Source organism: Nonomuraea sp. NPDC049625 (assembly GCF_040675285.1).
In the GTDB taxonomy this organism is placed as follows: Bacteria; Actinomycetota; Actinomycetes; order Streptosporangiales; family Streptosporangiaceae; genus Nonomuraea; species Nonomuraea angiospora_A.
Genome location: NZ_JBFAOQ010000013.1, coordinates 281,661 through 297,299, shown reverse-complemented (window position 1 = coordinate 297,299; position 15,639 = coordinate 281,661). Strand labels below are relative to the sequence as shown.

Here is a 15,639-nt window from a genome sequence, read left to right as displayed (position 1 = left end):
CGATACTGCCCGGATGCGCGTGCTCCTGGTCGAAGACGAGCAACCCCTCGCCGGGTACATCGAAGCCGGGCTGCGCAAGCACGGTTTCACCGTCGACGTCGCCCTCGACGGCCGGAGTGCTCTGGACAAGTGCGAGATCACGCCGTACGACGTGGTGGTCCTGGACCGGGACCTGCCCGTCGTGCACGGCGACGTGGTGTGCCGCCGGCTCGCCCAGCAGGGGGTGTCGCGGGTGCTGATGCTGACCGCTTCCGACGCCGTGGAGGACCGGGTCGGCGGGCTGATGCTGGGCGCGGACGACTACCTGGGCAAGCCGTTCGCGTTCTCCGAGCTGGTCGCGCGGGTCCACGCCCTGGTACGGCGCAGCGCACCGGCCCGCCCGCCGGTGCTGCGTGCCGCCGGCGTGGCCCTGGATCCGGCCCGGCGCAGCGCCGAGCGGGACGGGCGGTTGCTGCGCCTGACGCCCAAGGAGTTCGGCGTGCTGGAGCGGCTACTGGCCGCCGGCGGTGCCGTGGTCAGCGCGGAAACCCTGCTGGACAAGGTGTGGGACGAGCATGCGGACCCGTTCACCAACGCGGTCCGGATCACCGTCGGCACGCTGCGCCGCAAGCTCGGCGACCCGCCGCTGATCGAGACCGTCACCGGCGCCGGCTACCGGATCGGTTCGTGAGGCTGACCGCCCGGGCCCGGCTCGCTCTGCTGCAGACCGCCCTGGTGCTGGTCGCGGGCGCCGCTCTGACCGGGTTGACCTATCTGCTGATGCGGCGCCGCGCGATCTTCACCCACCTGGACCCGGCCGGCAATCCCTCGCCGGACACGTCGCCGCAGGACGGGCTGCGCGTTCTGGCCGACCGGGTGCAGGCCGACACCCTGTCCGCGCTGCTGCCCCAGGCCGGTCTGGCGCTCGTCGTGGTGACCGGTCTGGCCGCCGTGCTCGGCTGGCTGGTGGCCGGTCGGGTGCTGCGGCCGATCCGCGTGATCTCCTCCACCGCCCGGCGGCTGTCGGCCGAGAACCTCACCGAGCGGGTCCCGGTCACCGCCCCTGCCGACGAGCTGTCGGCGTTGGCGGGCACGATCAACGGGATGCTGGACCGCATCCAGCGCGGCGTCGCCGAGCGGGACCGGATCCTGGACAGCCAGCGGCTGTTCACCGCCAACGCCGCCCACGAGCTGCGCACGCCGCTGACCACGGCGCGCACGGCGATCGACGTCACCCTGGACGGAAAGCCCAGCCGTGCCGAGCTGCTCGCGATGGCCGGCGACGTACGCGGCGCGGTCGAGCACATGCAGCGCGTCCTGGACGGGCTGCTGCTGCTGGCGCGTAGCCAGGCCGGGCTGGCAGCGCGCCAACCGGTCGACCTGGCCGCCGTCGCGGCCGCCGCCCTTGACGCCGCCGCGGCGCGGGCGGCTGCCGCCGGCGTCGCCGTGCGATCCGAGCTTCGGCCCGCACCCGTCAGCGGCGAACCGGTCCTGCTGGAACGGATGATCGGCAACCTGGTCGACAACGCGGTCCGCTACAACCGCGCAGGTGGGCGGGTGGTTGTCGACACGGGTACGGCGGGCGGGCGCGCCGTCCTGCGGATCTCCAACACCGGCCGCGAGATCCCGTCCGGCAAGGCGGAGACGCTGCTGGAACCGTTCGTGCGCGGGCAGGGAACCCGCGTCCGTACCGACGGCCTGGGGCTGGGGCTGTCTATCGTGCGCGCGGTCACACTCGCCCACCGGGGACGGGTCGCGCTCGCCGCCCGGGCCGGCGGCGGCCTCGACGTCACCATCGACCTCCCGGGAGAGCCCGGCTGTCGTCGTTGACATATTGACCCCGGGTCATTATTAATGACCTAAGGTCAATAGTGTGCGACTTCAAGGAGCCCAGATGTCCATGGCAACCGACAGCGAGACGTCGTCCGGTCTGCACCTGGTCGGCAAGCTGCTCGACCCCGCTTCGAGGCCCGACCCGTATCCGATCTACGCCGAGTTCCGCGCTCGCGGCCCGGTGTGGATCGAGGAGATGTCCTCGTTAGTGGTGACGGGCTACCGCGACTGCGAGACGCTGCTGCGCGACCCGCGGCTCAGCGCCGAGCGGTGGCGGTTCTTCCAGCCCGACGGGGCAGCCGACCCGTACCCCGCGGACGCTCCCGCCTCGGTCCGGCGGCCGTGGTTCCTCTCCCTGGATCCTCCGGACCACACCCGGCTGCGGCGTCTGGTCAGCAGCGCGTTCACCACCCGTACCGTCGCGCGGATGGAGGACTCCGTCACGCGGCTGGTCGACGAGTGCCTCGACCGCGCGGGTGAGGGGGAGACGTTCGACGTGATGTCCGGCCTCGCCTACTCGCTGCCGGTGACGGTCATCTGCCGGATGCTCGGCGTGCCGCAGGCCGACGAGCGGCTGTTCCACGGGTGGACCGCTCAGCTCACCCGGCTGCTCGACGGGTTCGGCAATCCTGGCGACGGGAACGACGAGTGGGCGGGTGGCATGGCCGACATGCACCGGTACGTCAACGACCTCGTCGCCGAACGACGCCGGAGCCCGCGCCGGGACGACCTGATCTCCGAGCTGCTCGCCGCGCAGGAGGGCGGTGACGCGCTCAGCCATGACGAGCTGGTCTCCACGATCGTGCTGCTGCTGGTGGCGGGGCACGAGACGACGGTCAACCTGATCGCCAACGGCGTGCTCGCCCTGCTGCGGCACCCCGGCCACCTCGCCGCCCTGCGCGCCGACCCCGGTACGGCGTCCGCGGTCGTCGAGGAGACCCTGCGCTACGACCCGCCCGTCCAGCTCACCGCCCGGGTCACCAAAGAGGACATGAGCGTCGGGAAGGCGAAGGTGCCCGCGGGCAGCCTGGTCATCCTGCTGCTGGCCGCGGCCCATCGGGACCCGGAGGCGAATCCGGACCCGGACCGGTTCGACCCGGCCCGCGAGCAGGTGCGGCATCTGGGCTTCGGCTTCGGTCCGCACTTCTGCCTCGGCTCGCCGCTGGCCCGGCTCGAAGGCCGGGTGGCGCTGGCCGCGTTCGCCCGGCGCGTACGGGAGCCCGCGCTGGTCGCCGACCCGCCGCCGTACCGGGAGCACATCAACCTTCGCGGCGTCAGCGAGCTCCTCATCTCCCACGCAGGGGTGATGACGTGACGGTCGGCTAACCTGATGCGATGGTGACCTCCAGGAGCCGGCGCCGTCTTTCCCCCGAGGCCAGGCGCGGCGAACTCATCGACGCCGCCATCCGGCTCCTGGACTCCGGGCAGGACGTGACCAACTGGGTCCAGGCCGTCACCGCCGAAGCCGACGCCGCCAAGGGCACCTTTTACGTCTACTTCTCCTCCTGGGAGGAGATGGTCGCCGCGGTACGGGACCGCGTGCTACGGGACTACGTGGACCGCTTCCACCGGCTCGCCGAATCCACCGAGCCGATCGACTGGTGGGCCACCCTCGACGCCGAATGCGCGGCGGCCGTCGAGTCCATCGCCCGGCCCGGCGGGCTCCATGCCGCGGTCTTCCACTCCAACCCCGCGCCCGAAGGGGGGCCGGACATCATCGCCGCCATCGCCAAGGCGCTGCGGCGGGCCATGGACGACGGCGCGTTCCGCCAGGTCGACCCGCATGTCGCGGCCACGCTCCTGTTCACCGTCCTGCACAGCGCCGCGGACGCGATCGCCGCCGGGGAGCGGCCGCAGGTCTGGCTGGAGGCCGTGAGCGATCTCAATCGCCACTGGCTCGCGCCGGCGCCGACGCAGTAGAAGGGGCCACCGCGGCGGCCCCTTCTACTCGGAACAGAGTCAGTCCATGACGACGATCTGGCGGAGGACCTCGCCGCCCCGCAGCGCCGCCACCGCGTCGTTCAGGTCCGACAGGCGGATGCGGGCGCTGATCATCGACTCCAGGTCCAGCTTGCCGGCCTTGTGGAGCTTGGCGAAGTAGGGGAAGGCGTGGCGCACGTCCGCCTCGCCGTACAGGCTGGAGAGCAGGTTCTTGCCCTCGAACAGCAGGCTGAACGCCGAGATCGACACCATGTCGTCCACCGCGCCCGCCCCGACCACGATGACGTCGCCGCCCTGCCGGGTGATCTGCCAGGCGCTCTGGATGGTGGCCGCCTTGCCGACCACCTCGAAGCCGTAGTCGAAGCCGGCGCCGGCGGTGAGCTCGTTCAGGGTGTCGGGGACCTGCTCGGGGGTGACGGCGTGGGTGGCGCCGACCTTCCTGGCCAGCTCGTGCTTGGACTCCAGCGGGTCGATCGCGAGGATCATGCGGGCGCCGGAGAGGCGGGCGCCCTGGATGACCGACAGGCCGACGCCGCCGCAGCCGATCACCGCGACCGTGGAGCCGGGGCGGACCTTCGCGGTGTTGATCGCGGCGCCCACGCCGGTCGTGATGCCGCAGCCGATCAGGGCCGCCGCCTCCCACGACACGTCCTCGTCGATCTTGATCGCGCCCTGCCACGGCACGACGATCTCCTCGGCCCAGGTGCCGCACCCGGCCATCCCGTACGCCGTCGCCCCGTCGCCGCCGAACCGGAAGTTGCCCTTGCTGAACGCCTCGACCACGTACTTGATGCACAGGTACGGCTGGCCGCCCAGGCACAGGTCGCACTCCTGGCAGCCGGGCCGCCAGTTGATGACCACGTGGTCGCCCGGCTTGAGCGAGGTGACGTGCTCGCCCACCTCGACCACCTCGCCCGCGCCCTCGTGCCCGAGCACCAGCGGCACGGGCTGCGGCAGTACGCCGGTCATGGCCGACAGGTCCGAGTGGCAGACGCCCGTCGCCTTGATCCGTACGCGTACGTCCGCCGGCCCGACGGGGGCCAGGGTGACGTCGTCGCGGATGTCCAGCTTGTCGTTGCCTACGGCGTGCAGGATCGCGGCGCGCATGGGGTTCCTCCTCCGGCTGGTGCCTAGCGGGGCTATTCCTCTAGGGAAAGGGCGGCTTTGGGGCAGGACCGGACGGCGTGGCGGACGCGGTCCTGCATCTCGGGGGGCGGTTCTGGCAGCAGGACGTGGAGCTGGTCGTCGTCGTCCAACTCGAACACCTCCGGCGCGAGCCCCATGCACACGGCGTTGGCCTCGCAGACCAGCTCGTCCACCTTGACTCTCATGCGAGCCTCCTGTGATCCCATGAGACCACTTTGGTGTACTCCACGATGTACGCAACTCGCTTCTGCCCGGTCTGCTCCACATACGGGCGCAGCAGTTCGTCCGGTACGCCCGGAGTCATCCGGCGGGTGACCGTCATCCCGATGTCCATGACGCGGTCGCGGTCGTCCACCCGCTCCGCGTTCCCGTACACCAGGACGCCTTGGAGCTCGGCGTAGTCGTCGCCCGTCTCGATCAGGCAGCTCACCCGGGAGTCGCGGGCAAGATTGCGGGCTTTCTGGGCTTTCGCGTAGGTCCAGAAGGTGATGCGTCCCTTGTCGAGCCCATAGAACATCGTCACCAAATGGGGTGTGCCGTCCGCGTTGATGGTGGCCAGCTGCAGCTTGCGCGAGCTCTCCAGGAAGGCGGTGACGTCGTCGTCCGACATGGCGATGCGAGCGCGCTGATTCACGTTGTAAGTAGAACAGGTTTCAGAACGGCGCTGCAAGGGTCCCCTGGAATGTTATTCGGTTCGGCTAGGCTGCATCCCCATGACGATGCCGTCAGAGCTGCTCTACGCAGCGAAGCACGCCAAGGGATTCATGCCGCACAACGAGGGGCTGGCCCTGTACGAGGCCGCCTGCCAGTACGGGAAGCTGGGCCCCGTCTGCGAGATCGGCACATACTGCGGGAAGTCGGCCGTCTATCTCGGCGCGGCGGCCAGGCAGGCCGGGTCGGTGGTCGTCACCGTCGACCACCACCGGGGCTCCGAGGAGATCCAGCCAGGGTGGGCCCACCACGACCCGACGCTGGTGGACCCCCGGTTCGGCAAGATGGACTCGCTGCCGACGTTCAGGGCCACGATCGCGGCCGCGGGGCTCGAGGACGAGGTGATCGCGATCGTCGGCCGGTCGGAGCAGGTCGCCGCTCTCTGGAGGACGCCTCTGGGGATGCTGTTCATCGACGGCGGGCACTCCGAGGAGCCGGTGACCCGCGACTACGAGGGCTGGGCGCCGCACGTCATGGAGGGCGGGGCGCTGGTCTTCCACGACATCTACCCCGATCCCGCCGATGGCGGGCAGGCGCCGTACCGGGTCTACCAGCGGGCGGTGCGGTCCGGCGCCTTCAGCGAGGTGTCGGTGGAGGGCTCGCTCCGCGTGCTGGAGCGCGTCGGCCCCGGAATCTAGTCAGCAGCGGTGGCGCTGGCTCCAGGACCGGCGGGTCTGGGACTGCCAGCGCCGGAAGTCCTCGTGCGTGTGCGCCTCGTGCCCGAGCGCGAGGAGCGCCTGGTCCGTCCACGAGGCCGCCGCCTCGGGTTCGGCCCCGGCCAGGATCGGCACGGCCTGCGCCGTGTGGTCCGGCAGCGTCCCCGACCGCAGCCGGGCGGCGACGGCGAACGCGCACCCCTGGGCCAGCTGGGCGCGGAACCCGTCGGCCCCGGCGTGCTCGGTCAGCCACCACAGCTCGTCGGAGTCGGCCCCGCCCGTGTACGTCGCCGCGAACCCGATCCCGCTCCACAGGTCGCCCCGACGTCCCGCCGGATATCCACCGATCCTGGCGGCGATGTCGTCGGGCGAGGCGCTGTCGTGGTACCAGAGCAGCCGCCCCAGCCCCTGATCGAACACCGCACAGTGCGCCCGGGTCAGCAGGTCGGGCATCGTGCGCTCGCCCACCATGCGGTCGGCCCTGGCCAGGCTCCACTGGAACCCGAACCCGTCCACGGCCAGCCAGCGCAGCAGCGGATGCGCGCGCCGCGCCCCCCACAGGGGCCGCAGCCGCAGCAGGGCGTAGCCGCGACCGGCGCCGACGTAGGCGGCGTGGCGATGATGCTGGGCGGGGCCGGTGAGTAGCTCGTGAAGGCGCCGGCCCCGCGTCAGCGTGAGCAGGTCGAGCACGGTGCAGGCGGCGGCCGCCCCTTCGTAGCCGAAGGGCCGCTGCTCAGCCGATATTTCCTCGACCTTCTCAATCTCCCGGGACATCACCGCGTTGAAGCCGAAAACGTATGCACTTTCGGCATCGGTGAAGACCGCTCGGGAAGCTCCTCCTCTGAGCCGGAATCGTCGCCGGCCCAGATCGGACTCCAGAGGATCCTTGACCAGGAACCTCCGCAGCCCCCTCGCCCGGGACAGTGTCGGCTCGGTCCTGACCTGATCCAAGAACGAAGTTGTGCCCGTGTCGCCCACGCTTCCCCCGAAGACGCCTCGTACGAGTCACTCAGAAGCTAGTAAGCCCATTGCGTCGATCATCGGCGGCGCACCGGATTTCGGCGGCAAAGAACCCGCAAAAGCGCTTGTGCGGGGGTGGGGTCAGAGGTCGTCGCGGCGTACCAGGCCCGTGCCGGCGGCGCAGCCGCAGGTCTCCGGGTCGGACACCGACGTCCCCACGATGTCCCTGAACAGGCCGGATCCCGGCGTCAGCGCCAGCAGCGCGTCGGCGGCGAGCACGACGGCGGCGGCCGTGTACCCGGATCGTTCGTGGGGGAAGTGCTTGAGGTTCGCGAACTGCCAGCCCGTCCAGTACGAGCCGTCCTCGTGCCGCAGATGCTGCACGTCCGTGAACAGCGTGACCGCCCGCCCCCGGTCTCCCAGCGCGTCGAGCGCCAGCACCAGCTCGCACGTCTCCGCCCCCGTCACCCACGGCTGGTCGGACACGCACCTGATCCCGAGCCCGGGCACCACGAACGTGGCCCACTCGCGCTCCAGCAGCCCGAACGCCTGCTGCCCGCGCACCGCGCCGCCGAGCACCGGGTAGTACCAGTCCATGGAGAAGCGGCTCTTGTCCGCGAACGCCTCGGGATGCGCCGCCAGCACGTGCGCCAGCCGGTCGGCGGCCAGCTCCCAGTGCGGCTGGGGGTCGCCCAGGTGGTCCGCGAGCAGCACGCCGCAGCGCAGCCCCTGGTGGATGGAGGAGCACCCGGTGAGCAGCGCGAGCGTCGAGGCGACGCCGTGCGCGTCGCGCTCCCAGACGATCTCGCCCCGCTCGGTCTGCAGTCCCGCCACGTAGTCGAGCGCGGCCTTGACCATGGGCCAGTGTTCCTCGGTGAACGCCTGGTCGCCGGTCACGAGGTGGTGGTGCCAGAGCCCGGCGGCGACGTAGGCGGCGTGGTTGCTCTCGCCGCCCTGCTCCGTGGGGACGCCGTCGGCCAGCTTCATCGGCCAGGAGCCGTCGGGGCGCTGGTGGCGGGCCAGCCACGCGTAGCCGCGCCGTACCGGCTCGCCGAGTCCCGCGACGGACATGGCCATCAGGCACTCGACGTGGTTCCAGGCGTCCACGTGGCCTTCCGGCCACGGCACGCCGCCGTCGTCCTGCTGGATCGCCGCGATGCTCTCGCCCGTCCGCACGACCTCCGCGTGGGAGATCATGGCTTCCTGACGTAGAGGACCACGCTCTTGCCGATGATCGGGTTGAGCACGGCTTCGGCGATCCTGGTGGCGGCCGGGCGCTTCATGATGTCCCAGACCAGCAGCTCGTGGTACGCCTTGGCGAGCGGGTGGTCGTCGTTGCCGACGCCGACGGCGCACTTGATCCACCAGTACGGCGCGTGCAGGCCATGGGCGTGGTGGTGGGGGCCGATCTCGAACCCGATGGACTTCAGCTTGGCTGACAGCTCAGCCAACGTATAAATCCGGACATGTCCCCCGGGGGCCGTGTGGTAGGCCTCGTCCAGCGCCCAGCAGATCCGTTCGGGCAGGAAGCTCGGCACGGTGACGGCCGCCGTACCGCCCGGCTTGAGCACGCGGAAGAGCTCGCGCATGGCCGCCATGTCGTCCGGGATGTGCTCCAGCACCTCGGCCGCGATGACCCGGTCGAAGCTGCCGTCCTCGAACGGCATGTCCAGCGCCGTACCCTGGACGATCTGCCCGCTCGCCCCCGGCGGCACCTCGCCCGCCTTGTCCATCGCCGCGAACATGGCCGCCACGCCGTCCAGCTCCGCCTGGTCCATGTCGAACGCGATCACGTCCGCTCCCCGGCGCAGTGCCTCGAAGGCGTGCCTGCCGCCGCCGCAGCCCAGGTCGAGCAGGCGCACGCCGGGGCCGACAGGAAGCCGGGCGAAGTCGACGGTCAGCACTGGTCAGCCTCTCCTCTTGTGGTTCTCCATGGCCTCGAGGTACGCCTCGACGGTCTTCTTGGCCACGACGTGCCAGGTGTATCGCTCCATGACGCGGTCGTATCCGGCCTTGCCCACGCGTTCGCGCTCCTCGGGGGAGTCGTGCAGGCGGCGCAGCACCGCGGCCAGCTCCTCGGGGTCGCCCGGGGCCACCTGGATGGCGGCGTCGCCCACGACCTCGGGCAGCGCTCCCGTACGGCTGGCCACCAGGGGCGTGCCGCAGGCCATGTGCTCGACGGCGGGCAGCGAGAAGCCCTCATAGAGGGAGGGGACGACCGAGATCTCCGAGGTGGCGATCAGCTCGCCCAGCTCGTCGTCGGAGATGCCGTGGACGAAACGCACCCGGTCCTGCAGCGACAGCTCCTGGACGAGCTGCTCGGTCGGGCCGCCGGGGGTGGGTCGGCTGACGACGGTGAGGTGCACGTCGCGCTCGGTGGCCAGCTTCGCGACCGCCCGCAGCAGCGTCGCGACGCCCTTCATGGGCGAGTCCGCGCTGGCCACGGCCACGATCGAGCCCTTGCGCCGGGGCTTGTCCGGGCGCGGGTGGAAGTAGCGGGTGTCGACGCCGAGGGGGATCAGGCGCATGTTCGCCTGGGGGACGTTGAAGTCGCGGTGGATGTCGGCCAGCGACGACTCGCTGACGGTCAGGATCGGGCTCAGCCGGGGCGCGACACGCGACTGCATCTTCACGAACCCGTACCAGCGGCGCAGGCTCAGCTTCTTCCCGCCGGTGGCGGCCTCGAGCTCGATGCGGCGGTCGACGCTGATCGGGTGATGGATGGTGCCGACCACGGGGAACATCCGCTGGATGCCCAGCAGGCCGTATCCGAGGGTCTGGTTGTCCTGCACGACGTCGAAGTCGCCGATGCGCTTCTTCAGCTCGCGGTAGGCCCGCAGCGTGAACGTCAGCGGCTCGGGGAACCCCGCCGTCCACATCGTCCCGACCTCGAGCCAGTCGATCCAGTCGCGGTATTCGTGCAGCTTGGGCGTTCTGAACGGGTCCTCGTCGCGGTAGAGGTCGAGGCTGGGCACCTCGCGCAGGATGACGCCCTCGTCCAGCTCGGGATAGGGCTGCCCGGAGAACACCTCGACGTGGTGCCCTAAGGCGACCAGCTCGCGGCTGAGGTGGCGAAGATAGACGCCTTGGCCACCACAGGTGGGCTTGCTGCGGTAGGACAACAACGCGACTCGCAGCGTTCGATCCCGCCGGGCTGGCTCTTCCACGACACCCCTTTCTCCGCCGGTAGGGCCCTTGAGATGGGCGTGTACCGTGAAGATGACCTTAGTCCGAGAAGGCTACCATTCGGTAGGTCGGGTGGAATTGTTCACAATTACGGTTAAACGTCGTGCGAACTGCGACGTTGCCGTAACCGAGCGTGGTTCGGTGGAACGGGTTCTAGGTGGGCTGGTGCCCTATCTGGGCGCTTAGCTGTACATTCCGTCCCAGACAGATTGCTATACGCGATAGCAGGAGGACCCTTGGCCAGGCGAGCTCTGATCACCGGCATCACCGGCCAGGACGGTTCTTACTTGGCGGAGCACCTGCTCGAGCAGGGGTACGAGGTGTGGGGCCTGGCCCGGGGGCAGGCGAACCCGCGCGTGTCCAGGATGCGCAAGCTGCTCTCCGACGTGCGGGTGGTGCGGGGGGATCTGCTGGACCAGGGATCCCTGATCTCGGCGGTGGAACGCGTTCAGCCTGACGAGGTCTACAACCTCGGGGCGATCTCGTTCGTGCCGATGTCGTGGGAGCAGGCGGAGCTCACGGCCGAGGTGACCGGGATGGGCGTGCTGCGCATGCTGGAGGCGATCCGGGTGTGCTCGGGGGCGTCGCGGGGCTCGGGCGCCTCCCGACAGATCCGCTTTTATCAGGCTTCATCCTCTGAGATGTTCGGGCAGGTCAGCGAGACGCCGCAGAACGAGCGGACCGCCTTCCACCCGCGCTCGCCGTACGGGGTGGCCAAGGCCTACGGGCACTTCCTCACGCAGAACTACCGCGAGTCGTACGGGATGTTCGCCGTGTCCGGGATCCTGTTCAACCACGAGTCGCCGCGCCGGGGGGCCGAGTTCGTCACCAGGAAGGTGTCCCTGGGGGTGGCCCGGATCAAGCTGGGGCTGGCCACCGAGCTGCGACTGGGGAACCTGGAGGCGCGGCGGGACTGGGGGTTCGCCGGCGACTACGTGAAGGCGATGCACCTGATGCTGCAGGCCGCCAATCCCGAGGACTACGTGATCGGGACGGGGCGGATGAAGTCGGTCAGGGAGCTGGTGGAGGCGGCGTTCACGGCCGCGGGGCTGGACTGGGAGCGGTACGTGGTGACCGACCAGACGCTGCACCGGCCCGCCGAGGTGGACCTGCTGTGCGCGGACCCGAAGAAGGCGCGGGCGCAGCTGGGGTGGGAGCCGAGCGTGTCGTTCGACGAGCTGGTGGCGATGATGGTCGAGTCGGATCTGCGGTTGCTCTCCGACGGAGGCGATCCCGACCAGGACAGCTCCTGGCCGTGACGGTCATCGTTCACCTGTGACGGCCTGTCGATAGGTGCCCGGGGTCAGGCCGAAGTAGCGGGTGAACCAGCGGGTCAGGTGGCTCTGGTCGGCGAAGCCCGTCGCGGTGGCCGCCTCGCTGATGGCCGTGCCGCCGGCGATCAGCGTACGTGCCGCTCTGAGCCGTAGCTGCCGCTGGTAGTCGCTGGGGGACAGCCCGTACTCCGCGTGGAAGGCCCGGTAGACCGCGTAGCGGCTGGCGCCAGTGGCCCGCGCCAGGTCGTCGCTCGTGAGATCGTCCTTGAGGCGGTCATGGAGGAGCTGCCTGGCCTGCCGCGCGACCCTCGCCGACCTTCCTGGCCTGCCGTCCGGGTGGATCGGGGTCGTGGCGGCCCGCCGTACGATCGCCGCGACCGTGGCCGTGAGCAGCTCGTCGCGCCGCAGAGCCGTCGCGTCGGAGCCGAGGAGCTCCGCGTGCAGGGAGCGCAGCGCCCCCGCCAGGACGGGATCATCGACCACGGGCGCGGCGAACAGGGGCAGGCCCAGGTGGCGACCCGTCGCGTCGGTCAGGGCGTTGGACACGAGCTCGGGACCGATGTGGACGATCCGGTACGTGAACCCGTACGCGTTCGTGGCGTGGCCGTCGTGGGGGTCCTCCGGGTTGAACGCCATGACCATGCCCGCCGAGCTCGTGTGGGCCGAGCCGCGGCAGGTGAACGACTGCGCGCCGGTCTCGGTGACCCCGAACGAGTAGGTCTCGTGGCTGTGCCGGTGGTACACGTGCCGCTCGAAGTGGGCATGCATGGCCTCCACCGGCCGGTCGGGTGACCGCCAGTATCGGGACCAGTCATGCGCCATCCATCCATTGTCCTCATCGCCATTGACAAACCAAATTTTTACGTAAAGGATTGTTTTTGCGATGAGAGACGTCCTGTACCTGGAAGAGATCGAGCAGGCCGAGGCACTGCTCAAGCCGCAGCGCGTGGAGGTGCTGCGGCAGCTGGCCGAGCCGCGTACGTGCTCGGAGGTCGCCGAACGGCTCGGCCAGACGCCGCAGCGGGTCTACTACCACGTCAAACGGCTGGTCGAGGCGGGCCTGGTGGATCTCGTGTCCGAGCGCAAGGTGCGCGGGATCCACGAGGGCATCTATCAGGCCGGTGCTCGCTCGTACTGGCTGTCGCCCCGGTTGGTGGGCCGGATCGGGCTGCGCAAGGCGCGTGACGAGCTGAGCCTCGGTTACCTGCTGGATCTCATGGAGGAGGTCCAGTCGGACATCGCGGCGCTCGACAGGAGCGCGCCCGAGCTGCCGTCGATCGGGTTGTCGGGGGAGATCCGCGTGCGTCCCGAAGAGCGTCAGGAGTTCCTGAACGATCTGCAGACGATGCTGCAGGAGCTGTTCACGCGGTACGGCGGGGCGGAGGGGGACGCGTTCAAGCTCGCCGTCGCCTGCTACCCGAACGCCGCCGCCGACCCTCCCGCAGACATCCCCGAGCCCGGCACCCCTCCGGCCGCCCCCGCCCCTCCGGCACCCACCGCTCCTCCCGCGTTCGATGCCCCTCCGGCGCCCACGGACGAGACCGGCCCGCATCGGCGGCCGGACGGGGGCGACCGACCACGACCAGCCTGAAGCCGACGCCCGACCGGCGACCGCCCACGCGGATCGGCCACTCACACTCACACTCGCCCTCTCCAAAGGAGAAGATGACGATGACCGAGCCCATGACCCTTCGTGCCCGCATCCAGGCGCCTGTCAAGGATGTGCGCCACGCGCTCACCGACCCGGCCACGCTGCGGATCTGGCTGGCCGAGCACGCCGAGGTGGAGCTGCCCGACCGGTTCGGGTTCTGGGGGCGTACCACGCCTGAGGGGGATGCGCCGCACCAGCGGCTGCTGCACGCGGACGAGCGCACGGTGCGCTTCGCGTGGGTGCTGGACGGCGAGGAGACGACCACCGAGTTGAAGCTGGAGGAGGACGGGGACGCGACGATCCTGACGTTGTCGCAGACGCACTTCGACTTCCAGGACGTCATCACGGGCAAGAGCATCCGGGGCGTGCTCCAGACGTACTGGTGCCTGGCCGTCGCCAACCTGGCCGAGCACCTTGAGGGGCGCGAGCTCACACCCAAGATCGACTTCACCTCCTCGGACCTGCGCGCTCAGGTCACCATCGACGCCTCGCCGGAGAAGGTGTTCGAGTCGCTGATCGACTCGGAGGCGGTGACGCGGTGGTTCGGGTTCCCGATCGAGATCGAGCCGTACGTGGGCGGCCGCTTCGCGATGGGCGGCCTGGCCAACGACCCCAGCCCCGCAAAGGTGCTGGAGCTCGAGCCCGGCAGCAAGTTCTCCCTGGACTGGGGCGCCCCGGGAGTCGCCACGTGGGAGCTGGAGGGCTCCGGCGGGCAGACGCGCCTGACGCTGGTGCAGAGCGGGTTCGACACGGAGCGCCCGCCGTACGCGGCGTGGGGCGGGATCCTGTCGGGCGTCGCGGAGCTGCGGCGCTACCACGAGGTGCCGGACTGGAAGCCGGTCATCGTGAGCTGACGCTTCCGCACCAGCGTTCAAGACACGGCGGGGGCGGGACGTGGAGACTCGTGACCATGCGTTTCGACACCAAGATCGGCATCGTGGTCCGCGCGGATCTGGCCGCATGGCAGAAGCTCAACGTCACCGCCTTCCTGTCCAGCGCGGTGGCGGGCGGGGTGCCGGGGCTCATGGGGGAGCCGTACGAGGACGGGTCCGGCAATTCGTACCTGCCGATGCTCCGCCAGCCCGTGCTCGTCTACACGGCCGACTTGGAGGGCCTCCGGGGCGTCCGGGAGAAGGCGGTGGGCCGGGAGATGGACGTGGCCGTCTACATCGAGGAGATGTTCAAGACGGGACACGACGCGGACAACCGAGCGGCCGTGCGGGCGGTGGAGGCCGATGAACTGGCGCTGGTGGGGGTGGCGATCCATGGGCCGAAGAACGGCGTGGACAAGGTCCTGAAGGGCCTCCCCCTGCACCCTTAACCCTCCACCGCGCTTTTGGGTTTGGCGTTGGTGGCGGCGGAGCCGACGGCAGCCGGCAGACGGGTTCGTTCGACGGCCCGGTGTCATCGCCTGCCCTCTCTTCGACCCCGGCCGGGCTTGATCGGTCAGGCCAGTGAAGCGCGCGGATGGCCGGCGCGCTCGTTAAGGTGTCGTTCACTCGGTGAGCGCGGCAGGTAAGGTGCGGGCGTGCATCCCGCTGATTTCTACACAGGCATCGTCGCCGAGTTATATGGGCCGCTGAAGTCCGTCGCCCAAGATCCAGAGCCCTACGCGGCGTTTGTCCAAGAGGCTGGTTCCCCGGCTCTGGAGCTGGGGTGTGGGGACGGCGATCCATTGCTCGACCTGCGTCGGCGCGGCCTGGACGTCGAGGGTGTTGACTCCTCGGCGGACATGCTGCAGCGGTGCCGTCGCCGGGCGCGGCAGCAAGGCGTCGATGTCGTCGTCTACCACCAGCGCATGGAGGCGCTCGATCTGCCACGCCGCTACCGCGCGATCTTTCTTGCCGGGCCGACTTTCAACCTGCTCCCCGACGACTCCATCGCTCTGGCTGCCCTCCACCGCATCCGCAACCATCTCGCCGTGGGCGGCACCGCCCTGGTGCCTCTGTTCGTCCCGTCGCCCACACCTGCCGAACGGATCGGCCGAGTGCGCACCGCTACGGCGGACGACGGTGCTGAGTTGCGTGTCTCGGTGGTGTCCGAGGAGCGTAGCGATTCCGCGCGGACGCAGACGACGGTGTTGCGTTACGAGCGGTACCGCGACGGCGAGAGCACCGTCGTGGACCGCCCCTGGGTGCTGCACTGGTATACCCGCTCGGGATTCGAGAGCCTTGCCGCAGCCGCCGGCCTGATCGCGGTGTCGGTCCTGGAGACGCCAGGCGCCTCCGACCTGCAATTCCAGCTGCAAGCCGCCGATTTCAGAGGGTGACGCCGGCGCGCCGGGCGAGTTCTCGCAAGCCGG

At 70.1% G+C, this 15,639-nt stretch carries 18 protein-coding genes; 10 read left to right on the top strand and 8 right to left on the bottom strand.

Annotated features, from left to right (window positions below):
* The first annotated feature begins 13 nt into the window (after window positions 1-13).
* From AB0J87_RS43745 to AB0J87_RS43730, 4 genes are all read left to right on the top strand, one after another.
* Window positions 14-670, top strand: coding sequence for a response regulator transcription factor (locus AB0J87_RS43745; RefSeq protein WP_363976538.1), 657 nt, complete (start codon window positions 14-16; stop codon window positions 668-670).
* Window positions 667-1,809, top strand: coding sequence for a HAMP domain-containing sensor histidine kinase (locus AB0J87_RS43740; RefSeq protein WP_363976535.1), 1,143 nt, complete (start codon window positions 667-669; stop codon window positions 1,807-1,809). Before AB0J87_RS43745 ends, AB0J87_RS43740 begins: the two co-directional genes overlap by 4 nt.
* 64 nt (window positions 1,810-1,873) lie before the next feature.
* Window positions 1,874-3,127, top strand: a complete 1,254-nt coding sequence (locus tag AB0J87_RS43735) for a cytochrome P450 (RefSeq protein ID WP_363976532.1) — start codon at window positions 1,874-1,876, stop codon at window positions 3,125-3,127.
* Window positions 3,128-3,147: 20 nt separating this feature from the next.
* The gene (locus AB0J87_RS43730) at window positions 3,148-3,732 is read left to right on the top strand and encodes a TetR/AcrR family transcriptional regulator (RefSeq protein WP_363976529.1); all 585 of its coding nucleotides are present in this window, start codon (window positions 3,148-3,150) and stop codon (window positions 3,730-3,732) included.
* Window positions 3,733-3,771: 39 nt separating this feature from the next.
* On the opposite strand, the gene AB0J87_RS43725 is transcribed toward AB0J87_RS43730, so the two are convergent.
* The 3 genes from AB0J87_RS43725 to AB0J87_RS43715 are packed head-to-tail and all read right to left on the bottom strand — an operon-like array spanning window position 3,772 to window position 5,533.
* Entirely contained in the window at window positions 3,772-4,860 is a 1,089-nt protein-coding gene (locus AB0J87_RS43725) for a Zn-dependent alcohol dehydrogenase (protein ID WP_363976526.1), read from the bottom strand.
* Window positions 4,861-4,892: 32 nt separating this feature from the next.
* Window positions 4,893-5,084 carry a ferredoxin gene (locus tag AB0J87_RS43720; protein WP_363976523.1) on the bottom strand — a complete coding sequence of 64 codons (192 nt, stop codon included), beginning with the start codon at window positions 5,082-5,084 and terminating at the stop codon, window positions 4,893-4,895.
* Complete coding sequence (locus tag AB0J87_RS43715; protein WP_363976520.1) at window positions 5,081-5,533, bottom strand: pyridoxamine 5'-phosphate oxidase family protein; 453 nt, start codon at window positions 5,531-5,533, stop codon at window positions 5,081-5,083. The genes AB0J87_RS43720 and AB0J87_RS43715 overlap by 4 nt, the downstream gene beginning before the upstream one ends.
* A gap of 85 nt (window positions 5,534-5,618) precedes the next feature.
* Here AB0J87_RS43715 and AB0J87_RS43710 point away from each other — a divergent pair, with 85 nt between their 5' ends.
* A complete protein-coding gene (locus AB0J87_RS43710) occupies window positions 5,619-6,248 on the top strand; it encodes a class I SAM-dependent methyltransferase (RefSeq protein ID WP_350729798.1) in 630 nt (209 codons plus the stop codon).
* Here AB0J87_RS43710 and AB0J87_RS43705 read toward each other — a convergent pair whose 3' ends face one another.
* The 4 genes from AB0J87_RS43705 to AB0J87_RS43690 all read right to left on the bottom strand — a co-directional run bounded on the left by AB0J87_RS43705 (window position 6,249) and on the right by AB0J87_RS43690 (window position 10,393).
* Window positions 6,249-7,244, bottom strand: a complete 996-nt coding sequence (locus tag AB0J87_RS43705; protein WP_350729370.1) for a DUF1702 family protein — start codon at window positions 7,242-7,244, stop codon at window positions 6,249-6,251. It lies immediately after the preceding gene.
* 123 nt (window positions 7,245-7,367) lie between these two features.
* Window positions 7,368-8,423, bottom strand: coding sequence for a prenyltransferase (locus AB0J87_RS43700; protein WP_363976517.1), 1,056 nt, complete (start codon window positions 8,421-8,423; stop codon window positions 7,368-7,370).
* Window positions 8,420-9,130 carry a methyltransferase domain-containing protein gene (locus tag AB0J87_RS43695; RefSeq protein WP_350729374.1) on the bottom strand — a complete coding sequence of 237 codons (711 nt, stop codon included), beginning with the start codon at window positions 9,128-9,130 and terminating at the stop codon, window positions 8,420-8,422. The genes AB0J87_RS43700 and AB0J87_RS43695 overlap by 4 nt, the downstream gene beginning before the upstream one ends.
* A gap of 3 nt (window positions 9,131-9,133) precedes the next feature.
* Window positions 9,134-10,393, bottom strand: coding sequence for a glycosyltransferase family 4 protein (locus tag AB0J87_RS43690; RefSeq protein ID WP_350729375.1), 1,260 nt, complete (start codon window positions 10,391-10,393; stop codon window positions 9,134-9,136).
* 255 nt (window positions 10,394-10,648) lie between these two features.
* On the opposite strand from AB0J87_RS43690, the gene AB0J87_RS43685 reads away from it, so the two are divergent.
* Entirely contained in the window at window positions 10,649-11,671 is a 1,023-nt protein-coding gene (locus AB0J87_RS43685; protein ID WP_363976513.1) for a GDP-mannose 4,6-dehydratase, read from the top strand.
* Window positions 11,672-11,674: 3 nt separating this feature from the next.
* On the opposite strand, the gene AB0J87_RS43680 is transcribed toward AB0J87_RS43685, so the two are convergent.
* Window positions 11,675-12,508: an AraC family transcriptional regulator gene (locus AB0J87_RS43680; RefSeq protein WP_363976510.1), complete on the bottom strand. Its 834-nt coding sequence runs from the start codon at window positions 12,506-12,508 to the stop codon at window positions 11,675-11,677.
* A gap of 61 nt (window positions 12,509-12,569) precedes the next feature.
* On the opposite strand from AB0J87_RS43680, the gene AB0J87_RS43675 reads away from it, so the two are divergent.
* The 4 genes from AB0J87_RS43675 to AB0J87_RS43660 all read left to right on the top strand — a co-directional run bounded on the left by AB0J87_RS43675 (window position 12,570) and on the right by AB0J87_RS43660 (window position 15,606).
* Entirely contained in the window at window positions 12,570-13,277 is a 708-nt protein-coding gene (locus AB0J87_RS43675) for a helix-turn-helix domain-containing protein (RefSeq protein WP_363976507.1), read from the top strand.
* 80 nt (window positions 13,278-13,357) lie between these two features.
* Window positions 13,358-14,191 carry an SRPBCC domain-containing protein gene (locus AB0J87_RS43670; RefSeq protein ID WP_363976504.1) on the top strand — a complete coding sequence of 278 codons (834 nt, stop codon included), beginning with the start codon at window positions 13,358-13,360 and terminating at the stop codon, window positions 14,189-14,191.
* A gap of 56 nt (window positions 14,192-14,247) precedes the next feature.
* On the top strand, window positions 14,248-14,658 hold the full coding sequence (locus AB0J87_RS43665; protein ID WP_363976501.1) for a DUF2000 domain-containing protein: 411 nt from the start codon (window positions 14,248-14,250) through the stop codon (window positions 14,656-14,658).
* A 207-nt stretch (window positions 14,659-14,865) separates the two neighbouring features.
* On the top strand, window positions 14,866-15,606 hold the full coding sequence (locus AB0J87_RS43660; protein ID WP_363976498.1) for a class I SAM-dependent methyltransferase: 741 nt from the start codon (window positions 14,866-14,868) through the stop codon (window positions 15,604-15,606).
* The last annotated feature ends 33 nt before the right edge of the window (window positions 15,607-15,639 follow it).